This is a genomic window from Acinetobacter sp. CY81, from assembly GCF_059515925.1.
Window position 1 is genome coordinate 294,681 of the sequence record NZ_JCAKNC010000003.1, and the last position, 13,552, is coordinate 308,232.

Below are 13,552 nucleotides of genomic sequence, written 5' to 3' on the forward strand. Positions count from 1 at the left end.
ATTTTTTAGAATTGGTATTTTTGTCGAAAAAATCGAAAAAAATGTCAGAAAGATCAATTCGGCATTCGAAATTTAAATATTCTTTCTATAAAAATGTGCATTGATTTTACTTTGTGTGAAAAACAATCAAATTTAAGTCGATTTGAGACAATTTTTTCGACTTTAATCTATTAATAAATATTTTTATAGATAAAAAAGTGTGAACTCATCGTTCGAAATATCCCCATTTATTAAATAAATATTGGGTGGTATTTTAAAAAAGTTCAATTAGAATCAAAAAATTCGTATGAATTGTATCCAGAGGGGAGCATCACAGGTTGTGATGTTTACTTAAGAAAAATTAGCTTGAGGAATGCTCATGCAGATCGGAATCCCTACTGAAACTGTCGTCGGTGAAACTCGTATTGCTGCGACGCCAGAAACAGTAAAAAAATTAATTGGCGCAGGTCATAGTGTCGTTATTGAACGAGGAGCAGGTGTAAAAGCTGCTTATATTGACAGTGCTTTTGAACAAGTTGGTGCAACAATGACCGACGATGCATATACAGGTAGCCAATTAATTTTGAAAGTTCGCGCGCCACAAGCGTCTGAAATTGATAAATTATCAGCGAATACATCTGTTGTTGCAATGTTTGATCCCTATCGTAATCCTGATTTAGATCAGTTTGCGACTAAACAGATCTCTGCATTTGCATTGGAGCTTTTGCCTCGTACTTTATCTCGTGCGCAAAACATGGATGTATTGTCCTCTCAAGCAAACTTATCTGGTTATAAATCAGTATTACTTGCTGCTGCTGAATATCAACGTATGTTCCCAATGCTCATGACGGCTGCGGGTACTGTAAAACCTGCACGTGTGGTGATCATGGGTGTTGGTGTGGCGGGACTTCAAGCAATTGCAACGGCGAAGCGTCTTGGTGCAATTGTTGAAGCAACAGACTTACGTCCAACTGCGCGTGATCAAGTAGAATCACTGGGTGGTAAATGGTTAGACGTGCCAATGTCTGACGAAGAAAAACAAAAAGCTGCTGATGCTGCTAAAAATGGTTATGGCTGGATGCCGGGTGAACAGTACATTCAAGATCAAGCTGTAATTGTGGATAAAGCTGTATCGAATGCCGATATCGTGATTACGACTGCTTTGTTACCAGGTCGTAATGCACCACGTTTAATCAGTGCTGCAACAGTTGCCAAGATGAAACCAGGTTCTGTCATTTTAGATATGGCGGTTGAGTCTGGCGGTAATGTAGAAGGCTCTGTGAATGGTGAAAATGTTGTCACTGAAAATGGCGTGAAGATTTTGGGTATTCCCAATATTCCAGCCACTGTTGCTACAGAAGCTTCCGCGCTCTATGCACGTAACGTATTCAATTTCGTTGAAACACTTTTTGATCAAGATAAAAACTTCAAAATCAATCAAGAAGATGAAATTCAAAAAGCATTGCTTGTCACGCACGGCGGCCAAGTGCTGTTAAAACGTGGTTAAGGAGACTGATCATGGTTGAAACAATTACAATTTTTGTGCTCGCAATCTTCGTAGGATATTACGTGGTTTGGGGCGTTACACCTGCACTTCATACACCGCTTATGGCTGTGACCAATGCACTTTCTTCAATCATTATTGTCGGTGCGATGATTCAAACTGTCGGACTTCCAATCATGGGCGTTGAAGGCAGTGTCGATTTCCAAACCATCAATGTGGTTAGCGTCCTAGGTGCGATTGCTGTGTTCTTGGCAAGTATTAATATTTTTGGTGGCTTTGCAGTAACTGCTCGAATGCTAGAAATGTTTAAACCTAAGCAAAAGAAAAAAGAGGGTTAATTCATGGAAATGATTCGAGAATATGCGGATTGGTTCTACCTGATCGGTGCCGTACTTTTTATCTTAACTTTGCGTGGTTTGTCAGGTCCTAAAACTGCAATTCAAGGTAACCGCTACGGTATGATCGCAATGGCGATTGCTGTATTGACGACTTTCTTTGTTGCAGATAAACCTGTCGTTTGGATGATTGTAGGTGCAATGGTGTTGGGTGCAATTGTTGGTATTGCACGTGCACGTACAGTACCAATGACGCAAATGCCAGAAACGGTAGCATTGATGCACTCATTGGTCGGTTTGGCTGCAGTATTGATTGCGATTGCTGCAATTATTCACAACAACAAACTCATCGAATTAGGCCCAGACCTGCTGGCTGCAAATGGTGTAAATTTCCATGAAATGAGTCGAGTTCATTTATTTGAACTGTTTGTTGGCTGTTTTGTCGGTGCGATTACCTTTACAGCATCAGTCTTTGCCTATGGTAAGTTAGCCGCTAAGAAATGGGCGAAAACCATTTCAGGTGGATGGGTAAAACCTGTTCAAGCGATTATCTTTATTGCGATGTTAGGTTTCGGCGCTCATTTCTTCCTGACAGGTAACATGAATTCTTTCTGGGCGATGACAGGTCTTGCACTTGCATTCGGTTGGGTTTGGATTGCACCTGTGGGTGGTGGTGACATGCCAGTGGTCGTTTCGCTCCTTAACTCATTTTCAGGTTGGGCTGCGGCAGGTATTGGTTTCACTTTAGAAAACAATATGTTGATTGTTGCAGGTTCTCTAGTGGGTTCATCTGGTGCGATTCTGTCTTATATCATGTGTAAAGCAATGAACCGCTCAATCATCAACGTTTTGTTTGGTGGTGCGATGGGCGGAACAGCAGTTGCAGCAGCAGATAGTGGTGATAAAGTTCAACGTAATCATCGTTCAGGTTCTGCGGATGATGCAGGCTTCTTGATGTCAAATGCGGACAGCGTTGTGATTGTACCGGGCTATGGTATGGCGCAAGGTCGTGCACAGAATGCAGTGAAAGAGCTCGCAAATATGCTTAAAGAACAAGGTGTAACGGTTCGTTTTGCAATTCACCCTGTTGCGGGTCGTATGCCTGGTCACATGAACGTGCTCCTTGCTGAAGCGGATGTTGCTTATGAAGATATTCTGGAAATGGATGAGATCAACTCTGATTTCCCAGCAACAGATGTGGTTTTAGTGATTGGTGCAAATGACGTGGTGAACCCAGCTGCAAAAGATGATCCAAGTTCTCCAATCTATGGGATGCCAATTCTTGAAGCGCACAAAGCACGTACGATCATGGTGATCAAGCGTTCAATGGCAACAGGTTATGCAGGTTTGGACAACGATTTGTTCTATAACGACAAGACCATGATGATCTTTGGTGATGCGAAAAAAGTGGTGGAGGATATGACTAAAGCCATTAATGGTACAGGTCACTAATTCACGATTTTGCAAAGTGATAAGAAACCACCTTCGGGTGGTTTTTTATCTCCTATGGATCTCTTAATCATCCAAATGGCTCGTCCTAGATTTTTCGATCTTATTCGTAGCGCATGGCTGATTATAGAATTTAGATTAAAGTTCTAATATTTTATTATTAAGTGATAAAAATGAATCAGATAGATTGAAAATAATAAACAAGATGGCACTATTTTTGCAAACCCTGAGTGAAATTTGGGGGAAGTATGAAAATAAGTAAAACGTTTTGGTTGATGGTAGGGTTGTTATTTACATGGGTTAGTTTGCCTGTGTATGCAAATGAACAAGCCACTGCTATAAAGAATATTCAGGAAATCCGTATTTCACTCGATAGTGTGTGGGTGGTTATGGGGGGCATCTTGGTGTTCTTTATGCAAGCAGGTTTTGCATTGGTCGAAAGTGGTTCTGTGAGAAGCAAAAATACCATCAATGTACTCATGAAGAACTATATGGATGCCTGCTTGGGTGGGTTGGTATTTTGGTTAGTTGGTTTTGGGTTGATGTTTGGTTTGAATACCACAGGGTGGTTCGGTTGGAGTCATTTTGCACCGAATGATATGGAAAGCTGGAATTGGAATCTGCTGTTCTTCCAAATGATGTTTGCAGCAACTGCAACCACCATTGCAAGTGGCGCGATGGCAGAGCGTATCCATTTTGTGGCTTATGTGGTGAGTGCGGCGGTGGTCAGTGGTTTGATTTATCCGATCTTTGGTAGTTGGGCATGGGGCAGTCTATTCGATGGAGAAGGTTGGTTAAAAGCATTAGGCTTTATTGATTTTGCTGGTTCAACTGTCGTGCATTCGATTGGTGGTTGGGTTGCATTAGCAGGGATTATTGTACTTGGGCCTCGTTTAGGGCGTTTCGGACGCAATGGTGAGCCACACTATATTGCTGGACATAATTTATCATTGGTGGCTTTAGGTGGTTTCATCCTGTGGTTGGCGTGGTTTGGATTCAATGCCGCATCCACAGTGAATGCAAATGTCAGCATTGGTCGTATTGCACTGAATACGCATTTGGCAGCTTGTTCAGCAGCTGTTGCTTATTTCTTATTTGCGTTGCTTATGCGAAAAGCCATTTTGATCCGTACCACGATTAATGCTTCTTTAGGTGGCTTGGTGGGTATCACTGCGGGTTGTGCAACGATGAGTCCTGTATTTGCGGTGTTTACAGGTTTAATGGCAGGTCTGATTGTCAGTATTTTACCAAGTTTGATTGAAAAAATGCGGATTGATGATGTGGTGGACGCCGTAACTGTACATGGATTTTGTGGTGCGTGGGGAACAATTGCGGCAGGGTTGTTTTATGAAACCAATATGTTCAATGCTGAAATTGTGGGAGTGCAAGCAATTGGTGTAGTCATGGGCTTCGTTTGGGGCTTTGGGATTGCATTTATCGTGTTTAAAGTTTTACACGTTGTTTTAGGTGGTTTACGTGTCAGTGCTCAACATGAACAGCGTGGTTTGGATTATACAGAACATGCAGAGTTGTCTTATCCAGAGTTTCAAAAGGACATTACTTTTGAAACTGATGATTTAACTAAACGTCATTGAGGACTGGATATGACGAATGAAACATTAAGTATTCTGCAAAAACGTGAGGCGATTGAACGTGGTCTGAGGGGTTATCTCAATCATCGACATATTGAACAAGCACTTGAAAATTGGGAGAGTAAGTATGGAGATTTACCTTCATTTGTTTTAAATCGTTTCATACATGAAATTTGCGATACAGAGGAATTAAAGACGCATCGTAAAGACATTTTAAAAACAGTCTTGAATGAAATGTCTAAAGTTGAAAAGCAAATCAAAAGCCATTCCGTAGAACAAGTTATAGAACAAGACTTGATTGAAAATATTGAGCTAAAAACCAACTTATCGAATGCTTTTTTCTACTTTGTGAGGGCTGTGGTCGCGAATATTCCTGCTCCAGATCGTTATGATTTTAGCAGTGATGTAAAACAGCAATTGAGTTCAAAAGGCTTAAGGGTAAGGGCGGATCGGAATCTACAAGATTTCGAGTTTTTAGATGTGATTACTGCTCTAAATTATCCTGTTTTAATCACGGTGCTTTATGAAAATTATTGTATTTATTATGGACCTGCCAAAGCAGACTCGTTGTATGCAAGATTAAAAAATGAGGTCAAGAATGAATTTCCTCAGGTAGATTTACACCAACTCATTTAATGTAATACAGGGGGGTATTAAATTTATTTTTAAAAATTTATCCAATAAAAAAGCGACTTAAAAGTCGCTTTTTTATTTATGCTACAGGTTCTGCAGCGGCATTGCGCCATAAGCTTTCTAAGTCGTAGAATTTACGCGCTGTCGGAAGCATGACATGAACAACAACCAGACCTAAATCCACAAGGATCCATTCTGCATCGCTTTCACCTTCGATACCGATCGGACGGAAGCCAGCTTTACGTGCTTCATCAGCCACGTTATTTGCTAGAGACTTCACATGACGTGTAGAAGTACCTGATGCAATCACGATAGCATCAGCAACGTTACTAATTGCTGAAACATCAATCGTAGTAATTTCTTTCGCTTTAACGTCTAGCAATGCTTCTTTAACAACAGCCAAACATTGTTGAACAGATTGATTTTGAGAATTCATTGAGAGTTCGTGAGAATTAGAAGCGCCGGGCGATGGTTCTAAATTCATGAGAAGTGTTTTGTCCTGACTATAACTCATCTTTCACTATAGCGCTTTTACGCTAAAATTTCAAATTTAGTGGATAAAACAATCAAGCCATTCAGTTACTCACTTAAATTGAAAAGTATTTATCTTTCCAATCAAACGAAGTTTCAGATGAGGGTTGGGGTTTATATTCAGCCGCCACAAAACCCTTGTAGTTGCTTTGATTTAAATAATCAAAAATCTCCGCATAGTTGATATTCCCTGTATCTGGTTGATGACGATGAGGGCAATCAGCAAATTGGATATGACCAATATCTTGAATATTTTCATGTAAAGCCTCGAGAATATTCTCATTCATCATTGCCATGTGGTAGCAATCAAATTGCATTTTTAGGAAAGGATGATTCACGGCTTCTAACATTTCTTGAGCTTGTGCAATATTTTGAATTAAAAACTGTGGCATATCTATGCCATTAATCATTTCAAAAACAGGCTGAATACTGTTATCAGAAAGTCTGATTGCAGCAAATTTTAAATTTTCAGCCAAAGTCGTCAAGCAAGGGAGGAGATCTGCATCTTCTGGCTGTTTTCCTGCAAGGATATTCACCGTAGATACTTTTAAAGCACTTGCGTACTCAATCGCAAGTTCTACAGCTTGTGCAAATGCAACTTCCTGCCCAGGGATCCCAGCGATTCCATTTCCACCTTGCATCAGATCACCTGCGGGAACATTGATCAAGCAGAGTCTCAGCTGGTGTTCATCTAATTGTTGTTGAATGGTGGCAATATCTAATTCATAAGGAAATTGAATTTCGATATTTTGAAAACCATGTTTTTTTGCCAAAGCAAAACGTTCAACCAAAGGAACTTCAGTAAATATCATCGACAAATTTACAGCCAGTTGCATCATGGAAGCGTTCCTTTCGTTATTTCTATATCAAAGCATTAAAATCATAAAAGCAATAAGTAATGGATGGAGGCTGTGCCTATTTTTCAACGTGTTGAATCACTGTTGCCAAATCTTCTTCAGCATGACCAAGTTGTTGATGTGCTGACAACTGCGAAAATGCTTGTTTGGCAACAGGAATGTCTAAGTCAAACTGTTCAGCCAATTTCAAAGCATTGTTTAAATCTTTAGATAAAGTTTTGACTTTCCATTGCACTGGTTCAAAAAGATGTGTTGCCATACGTGGGGCAAGTATCTGAAAAGGTTTTGAGTCAGCAAATCCATCGGCAAGTGCTGGAGCAAGTAAACGTGTATCGACACCTGCTTGACCTGCGAGTGCTACAGCTTCAGCGATCAATGTGCTGTTTGCCGCAACGATCAATTGATTACAGATTTTAGTTGCCTGTCCTGTACCTGTATCGCCCATACGGGTCACACGTTGCGAGAGTACAGCATAGATGTTGCTTAAACTTTCAATCACATCTGCATCACCACCAGCGAAAATTACCAAAGAACCATTTTCAGCACCTGCTGTTCCACCTGAAACAGGGGAGTCAATCCAAATGACATTTTTAGATTTGGATTCTTCAGCTAAGCTTTTGGTTTTATCCACAGATAAACTTGAGAAATCCACAATCACTTGATGTGTAGCTAAATTGAGCTTGATGAAATCAAATACATTTTGCACAGCATCATCATCAGATAAGCAAATCAGCACAATAGGGTAGTCGCTAATTGCTTCCAAATTAAGGAGTTTGGCACCTTGAGCTAAAAGTGAGTCACATGCTTTTGCTGTTCGATTCCACACGGCAACCTCAAAACCTGCTTGAAGCAATCGAGTTGTCATACGACTTCCCATTAAGCCCATGCCTAGAAATGCGATTTTAGTCTGTTTGGTATAGCTCATAGCAACTCTTATCTGATTCTAGCTGAGTGATATTGGGTTAAAGAATATTAAATATTCTAGCCATTTTATTTAAATTGGCGTGGTAAAAATTGAACATCCGGATTTTTATCCTTCTTACGTGCAATTTGGCTGTTCTTACCTAAAAGTAATTTGAGTTGCCAAATTTTTTCTAAACGCAGTGATTTTTTAGGCTGATGTTCCATCGCATCGAGTACTTGTTTTACCGCTGCTAATGCATCTGGAGAACGTTGTAGCATTTCTTCTGCGATACATTGAGCTTTAACCAGTGGTTGCTCATCTAGATGTGTCACTAGTCCAATTTCTTTTGCATAGTTGCCATCGAAAATACGAGCAGTTAATGACAGTTCTTTAGCTAGATCAATACCGATCACGCCCTTAATTGAACGTGTTAATCCCATATCAGGTACAAGTCCCCAACGAGTTTCCATAATCGACATTTGCGTTTTAGGGTGCACTATACGAATATCTGCTGCCAGTGCCAATTGCATGCCAGCGCCAAAGCAATAGCCTTCAATCGCTGCAATCACAGGTACAGGAAGTTCTTGCCAAATGAGAAATGCTTTTTGGAATAAACTTTGACCGGGTTTAATTAACTCCCAAGCGGCATAAGCACGATTTTTAGGATTGTTGAGGTCAGCAAGGTCAATGCCTGCGCTGAATACTGAAGCCTCACCTGTAAGAATTACACAGCGAATAGTACGATCTTTTTTGATCTTTTTAGCGCTATCGACCAATGCTTGAAGTAAGGCAAAGCTCATTGCGTTACGTTTTTCCGGACGGTTTAAATAAACCGTCGCAATACCATTATTTTTTTCAATACGTAATAAATCCATGATCTCTACTCGTGATTATTGTGTTATTGCTCAAGCATAGCATGTGTCTGATTGGCATACATGACAGCAGAGTCATCTCATTTTTAGCGTGTATTAGCCTTTTATAAAACAACAAGATCAGCGACTTTCAAACTCATTTCAGTCTTAGTTTTAAAGTGTTTAGAAAATCTGTTTATAAGCCATTTCAACAGCATGGATCGCATGTTTCATTTTTTCTAAGCGTTGCATAGTTTCAGCGATAAATTTTTCATCGGCTTTACGTCGTTCTTTTCTCAAGGTAGAAACGAATTGTTCAAACTCACCAGTGATCACTTGTAATTGAGGCGTACCTACATAACGTGTTGCACCATATAAACGATGTAATACATGTTCTAGTTGTGGGTAGTCTTCCATTTCAATCAGTTGTTCAATCTCATTGAGCTCCGTTGGAAAGCTATCTACTAACATTTTTAATAAATCTTGTGCTAAATCTTCTTTATTGGCTGCCAATTGAATACATTGTTTCCAATCTAAAATATTGGGATCAAGTGTGTCTAAACGACTGGTCTTCTCTTGTGATTTTGACGGTTTAACAAAATTATCACTGGTCCAGTGGGTCAAGATTTGAATAATTTGATCCATCTGAATTGGCTTTGTTACATAGTCATCCATACCGACTTTGAGTAATTTTTCTTTTTCATCGGCCAGGGCATGTGCGGTGAGCGCAATGATCGGCATCTTCATGCCCTCAATGGTGGATTCCAAAGAGCGAATAGCACGTGTGGTATCAATACCAGACATGACTGGCATTTGAATATCCATAAAGATCAAATCAAATGGTTCAGCGCCTTGTTGGATGCGATCTTGAATAATTTGTAATGCTTCTTGTCCACTTTGCGCTTTGGTCGTTTTGACATTGATATCGCCTAAAAGTGCTTCAAGTACGATCAGGTTTGGTAAATGATCATCCACGGCCAAAATATTCAAATCAAGGGCTTTGAAATCATCATGTTTTTCAGCTTCAAAGATTGGCTTGTTTTCTAAGAGTTGAATCAGCGAAGAACGGCTCAGAGGCTGATACAAAGGACGTGCTTTATATTCATTTAACATATTTAAATCGAGCGACATTTGATAGCCGTAGATGGCAATATGTCCTTGATAGCGACCACGGATTTCACGTAATAAAGCTTGTGTATCACCACTATGATCGACAATCAGCCAGGTGTTGTCGATATCAATGTCTGATGAATTGAGACGGCTAAATAGATCTAAAATAGATGCCGACTCAACATGCTCAACTTGATAATTTTCAAGATAATGGCGTAATACATTGGCTGTTGCAGGGTGTGCTAAATACGAAATGACTTTTAATTCAGGATATTGTGGGTGGATAATCTCTTCTTCATCCACTTCAAATTGTGCAGTAAACCAGAAAGTTGAACCTTTTTCTGTAGGTGCACGTTCTTGATTGTCTTCAAAACCAATTTGACCATGCATTAAGCTGACCAATTGCTTGGAAATGGCTAAGCCTAAACCTGTACCACCAAATTGACGTGTTACTGATGCATCTCCTTGTGAGAAGGATTCGAATAAGCGCTTACGGTCTGTACCGCTTAAACCAATGCCGCTGTCTTGCACACTGAAATGTAGATGACATTGTCCGATGTCATCATGTTCCATTCGCGCACGAACAATAATTTCGCCATCTGGAGTGAATTTAATGGCATTAGAAATCAGATTGGTCAAAATTTGTTTAAAGCGTAAGGCATCACCAATGACTTGTGGTGGGACATTGTCAGCAAAATAAAAAGCCATATTGATATGCTTTTGTGCTGCTAAAGGCGACAACATGTCCATCACATCAAAGATGGCTTCTTCTAAATCAAAAGAAGCTTTATCCAGTTCAAGCTTGCCTGCATCAATTTTACTGAAATCCAGCACATCATTAATCAATGCCAATAGGTGTGCAGAGGATTTACGAATGGTTTGCAAATACAGGCTTTGATCATTGCTTAAATTATCTTGACGCAATAACAAATGAATAAAGCCATCAATACTGTTGAGGGGTGTTCTTAACTCATGACTGATATTGGCCAAAAACACAGATTTAGCCTGATTCGATGAAATCGCTTGGTCACGTGCTTGTTTATAGGTGATGTTTTGTACTTCAAGTGTGTCGAGTGTGCGACGTAAATCATCTTCAGTCTGTTCTGTATGTTCTTTAAGTTCTAAGAAGCTGAAATGTAATCGTTTTACAACGTTGGCAATATCGCGCTGTAACAGTCTTAACTCACCTGTACTGTTAATCACCATGTGTTGATCAAGCGTATCAGCATTCAAGCGTTGTAATTGCATGCGAATTTCGTACATTGGAGCGATCCAACGTCTTGAATAGAAATTAAGGCATAGCAATAACAAGAGTAGAGTTAATAAACCTGTTGTGATCAACACAATAAAAACACGGTATTGAGAGATCGCAAGTGGTTGATTATCCAGTTCAATTACTAACCATTTTTTGTCAGGATGTGTACCATTGAGTTGAAGGCCATAGAGATTACTGTTGTCTGATCTGATGGGTCCGAAAAAACTGCCTTTGGACGGAGGTTTCGGCCAAGTCCTTTGATTTTGATAGCCGAGACCCAAATAGTTTTTTTGATACTGATCAATAATGGAAACGCTCAATAAATATTTTTCATTGAACATATTCTGCAAAATGGTTTTCGCACGATCTTGTTGCTGTATGGATGGAGAGGATTCGAGTACCACAACAACCTGTTCAGCCGTATATTTATAACGACTTAAAATCGCATTGGCAGCGAACTTTTGTTCTGATTTGGCTGAGTTATTGGTTTCAGATAAAACCAAAGCAGAGCCGACACTGGCAAGTACCGCAATAGGTACAAAAATCAGTGCGATTAGTTGACCATAAGCATGGTTGAGTTTTAGGCGTTTGAAGAGTTTGTTGTTGAAATTCGACATGTATTGAGCGGCTCATTCCCCATGCACAGGATATTAGCACGCTTTAACAAAAATGCTTGAGCTTTAATCACTTTCGATAAAAAGCCTGTGAAGTTAATGCAGTTGCATTCATTTTTTCATACAATAGCCGCACCTCGATCTAGGTGCGAATAATGAGTAATACACAACCTGATTTCTTAGCAGACGAATTTTTGTTAGACCACTATGTTGGAAAAACCCCACTGGTGAGGTTGCAACGTCTTGCGAATCATACTCAAGCGACAGTCTTAGCTAAATTGGAAGGCAACAACCCGGCAGGTTCTGTGAAGGATCGTCCTGCATACAATATGATCATGCAAGCTGAAAAGCGTGGACAAATTAAACCGGGCGATACGTTGATTGAAGCGACGAGCGGAAATACAGGCATTGCTTTGGCAATGGTGGCTGCAATGCATGGCTACAATATGAAACTCATTATGCCTGCGAGTTCAAGCCAAGAGCGTAAAGATGCAATGCGTGCTTATGGGGCTGAATTGATTGACGCTGAAAATATGGAACAAGCGCGTGATATGGCGCTACAAATGGAAAAAGATGGCTTAGGCTTAGTCTTAAACCAATTTGGTAATCCTGATAATGTTGAGGCGCACTACTTGACTACGGGTCCAGAGATTTGGAATCAAACAGGTGGGAAAATCACTCATTTCGTGAGTTCTATGGGAACGACAGGCACGATTATGGGGATTTCAAAATACCTAAAAGAGCAAAATCCAGACATTCAAATTATTGGATTACAACCTTCTGAAGGTTCGAATATTGCTGGAATTCGCCGTTGGCCTCAAGAATATCTTCCAACGATTTTTGATGCGAAACGTGTTGATCAAATCATGGATATTCCACAAATTGAAGCAGAAAAAACAGCACGCCGTCTTGCACGTCAGGAAGGAATTAGTGCTGGGACTTCTTCTGGTGGAGCAGTTTGGGCATCGATTAAAATTGCGGAACAGAACCCAGATGCTGTGATTGTGTGTATTGTGTGTGATCGTGGTGACCGTTACCTTTCAACAGGGTTATTCTCTGTTGTTGATGAAGATTAATCGAAACGATTAAAAAGAGAGTATATATGCGTCTTCCAGTTTTAGTGTTCGATATAGAAACCTTGACTGATTTAAAATCGGGAGCGCATTTATACGGCTTAGATTTACCTGAAGCAGATCTTGAAAGTGCGCTAACGAAACTGCGCCGTCAAGATTCAGGCATGGATTTTCAGCGTTTGCCTTTGCATGAGATTGTCTGTATTTCTGGGCTTTGGATTGATGAAAATGGAGCAATGAAGCTATTTTCATTTAGCCGAGAAAATCTCACTGAAGCTGAAATCTTGAAAAAGTTTTTGTCCATCTTTGATAAGCGAAACCCAACTTTGGTGAGTTGGAATGGATCACAGTTTGATTTACCTGTGATTTTGTTTCGTGCTATGTATCACGGCTTATCTGCGCCAAGTCTGTTCGATCAAGGCGAAATTGATACGCAAAAGCGTTATAATAACTATCAGAACCGTTATCACCACCGTCATATTGATCTGATGGACATTATGGCGATGTTTAACGGTCGTCATTTTCAAAAGCTAGATGATATTGCACATTTACTTGGTTTTCCGGGTAAACGTGGACCATCAGGTTATTTGATTCCAGAGTATGTACGCAATCAACAGTGGCAGGATATGACCAGTTATTGTGAAGGCGATGTACTCAATACTTGGTTGGTTTATTTACGCTATCTTTTATTAAAAGGGCAAATGTCGCCTGAAGATCATCGTTTATGGATTCAAGCCACGATTCATTATTTACAGGGTCAACCACAGCAAGCAGAGTTCTTGCAAATTTGGAAGACTAACTCACTCCATACTGATTTTACATCATCAGATTTTTCGACTCAGTCCACTGATCAGCATTAGGTAAT

At 40.0% G+C, this 13,552-nt stretch carries 12 protein-coding genes; 7 read left to right on the top strand and 5 right to left on the bottom strand.

Annotation, left to right across the window (positions count from 1 at the left end):
• Positions 1-358 precede the first annotated feature (358 nt).
• From AC5YDM_RS05875 to AC5YDM_RS05895, 5 genes are all read left to right on the top strand, one after another.
• Positions 359-1,486, top strand: a complete 1,128-nt coding sequence (locus AC5YDM_RS05875) for a Re/Si-specific NAD(P)(+) transhydrogenase subunit alpha (RefSeq protein ID WP_496151177.1) — start codon at positions 359-361, stop codon at positions 1,484-1,486.
• A gap of 11 nt (positions 1,487-1,497) precedes the next feature.
• Positions 1,498-1,821: a proton-translocating transhydrogenase family protein gene (locus AC5YDM_RS05880; protein ID WP_496151178.1), complete on the top strand. Its 324-nt coding sequence runs from the start codon at positions 1,498-1,500 to the stop codon at positions 1,819-1,821.
• Between the two features lie 3 nt (positions 1,822-1,824).
• Positions 1,825-3,270 (top strand): NAD(P)(+) transhydrogenase (Re/Si-specific) subunit beta, encoded by a 1,446-nt coding sequence (locus tag AC5YDM_RS05885; RefSeq protein ID WP_496151179.1) that lies wholly within the window; start codon positions 1,825-1,827, stop codon positions 3,268-3,270.
• Between the two features lie 272 nt (positions 3,271-3,542).
• Positions 3,543-4,862, top strand: coding sequence for an ammonium transporter (locus AC5YDM_RS05890; protein ID WP_496151251.1), 1,320 nt, complete (start codon positions 3,543-3,545; stop codon positions 4,860-4,862).
• A gap of 9 nt (positions 4,863-4,871) precedes the next feature.
• Positions 4,872-5,495 (top strand): hypothetical protein, encoded by a 624-nt coding sequence (locus AC5YDM_RS05895; RefSeq protein ID WP_496151180.1) that lies wholly within the window; start codon positions 4,872-4,874, stop codon positions 5,493-5,495.
• Between the two features lie 76 nt (positions 5,496-5,571).
• Here the strand turns inward: AC5YDM_RS05895 and rsfS are convergent, their stop codons facing one another.
• The 5 genes from rsfS to AC5YDM_RS05920 form a co-directional block, all read right to left on the bottom strand.
• On the bottom strand, positions 5,572-5,976 hold the full coding sequence (gene rsfS, locus AC5YDM_RS05900; protein WP_496151181.1) for a ribosome silencing factor: 405 nt from the start codon (positions 5,974-5,976) through the stop codon (positions 5,572-5,574).
• Positions 5,977-6,079: 103 nt separating this feature from the next.
• Entirely contained in the window at positions 6,080-6,862 is a 783-nt protein-coding gene (locus AC5YDM_RS05905; protein WP_496151182.1) for a hydroxypyruvate isomerase family protein, read from the bottom strand.
• Positions 6,863-6,938: 76 nt separating this feature from the next.
• Positions 6,939-7,805, bottom strand: coding sequence for an NAD(P)-dependent oxidoreductase (locus AC5YDM_RS05910; RefSeq protein ID WP_496151183.1), 867 nt, complete (start codon positions 7,803-7,805; stop codon positions 6,939-6,941).
• A gap of 65 nt (positions 7,806-7,870) precedes the next feature.
• Positions 7,871-8,659 (bottom strand): crotonase/enoyl-CoA hydratase family protein, encoded by a 789-nt coding sequence (locus AC5YDM_RS05915; protein ID WP_496151184.1) that lies wholly within the window; start codon positions 8,657-8,659, stop codon positions 7,871-7,873.
• Positions 8,660-8,818: 159 nt separating this feature from the next.
• Complete coding sequence (locus tag AC5YDM_RS05920) at positions 8,819-11,617, bottom strand: GacS-like sensor histidine kinase (protein WP_496151185.1); 2,799 nt, start codon at positions 11,615-11,617, stop codon at positions 8,819-8,821.
• A gap of 152 nt (positions 11,618-11,769) precedes the next feature.
• On the opposite strand from AC5YDM_RS05920, the gene cysM reads away from it, so the two are divergent.
• Entirely contained in the window at positions 11,770-12,690 is a 921-nt protein-coding gene (gene cysM / locus AC5YDM_RS05925) for a cysteine synthase CysM (protein ID WP_496151186.1), read from the top strand.
• A gap of 26 nt (positions 12,691-12,716) precedes the next feature.
• On the top strand, positions 12,717-13,547 hold the full coding sequence (locus AC5YDM_RS05930; protein ID WP_496151187.1) for a 3'-5' exonuclease: 831 nt from the start codon (positions 12,717-12,719) through the stop codon (positions 13,545-13,547).
• Positions 13,548-13,552: the final 5 nt, after the last annotated feature.

Excerpts from the sequence above, each read along its gene's own strand:
- rsfS (WP_496151181.1), bottom strand. The coding sequence starts at position 5,976 with ATGAATTTAGAACCATCGCCCGGCGCTTCTAATTCTCACGAACTCTCA.
- AC5YDM_RS05885 (WP_496151179.1), top strand. The coding sequence starts at position 1,825 with ATGGAAATGATTCGAGAATATGCGGATTGGTTCTACCTGATCGGTGCC.
- AC5YDM_RS05910 (WP_496151183.1), bottom strand. The coding sequence starts at position 7,805 with ATGAGCTATACCAAACAGACTAAAATCGCATTTCTAGGCATGGGCTTA.
- AC5YDM_RS05895 (WP_496151180.1), top strand. The coding sequence starts at position 4,872 with ATGACGAATGAAACATTAAGTATTCTGCAAAAACGTGAGGCGATTGAA.
- cysM (WP_496151186.1), top strand. The coding sequence starts at position 11,770 with ATGAGTAATACACAACCTGATTTCTTAGCAGACGAATTTTTGTTAGAC.
- AC5YDM_RS05875 (WP_496151177.1), top strand. The coding sequence starts at position 359 with ATGCAGATCGGAATCCCTACTGAAACTGTCGTCGGTGAAACTCGTATT.
- AC5YDM_RS05920 (WP_496151185.1), bottom strand. The coding sequence starts at position 11,617 with ATGTCGAATTTCAACAACAAACTCTTCAAACGCCTAAAACTCAACCAT.
- AC5YDM_RS05890 (WP_496151251.1), top strand. The coding sequence starts at position 3,543 with ATGGTAGGGTTGTTATTTACATGGGTTAGTTTGCCTGTGTATGCAAAT.
- AC5YDM_RS05930 (WP_496151187.1), top strand. The coding sequence starts at position 12,717 with ATGCGTCTTCCAGTTTTAGTGTTCGATATAGAAACCTTGACTGATTTA.
- AC5YDM_RS05880 (WP_496151178.1), top strand. The coding sequence starts at position 1,498 with ATGGTTGAAACAATTACAATTTTTGTGCTCGCAATCTTCGTAGGATAT.
- AC5YDM_RS05915 (WP_496151184.1), bottom strand. The coding sequence starts at position 8,659 with ATGGATTTATTACGTATTGAAAAAAATAATGGTATTGCGACGGTTTAT.
- AC5YDM_RS05905 (WP_496151182.1), bottom strand. The coding sequence starts at position 6,862 with ATGATGCAACTGGCTGTAAATTTGTCGATGATATTTACTGAAGTTCCT.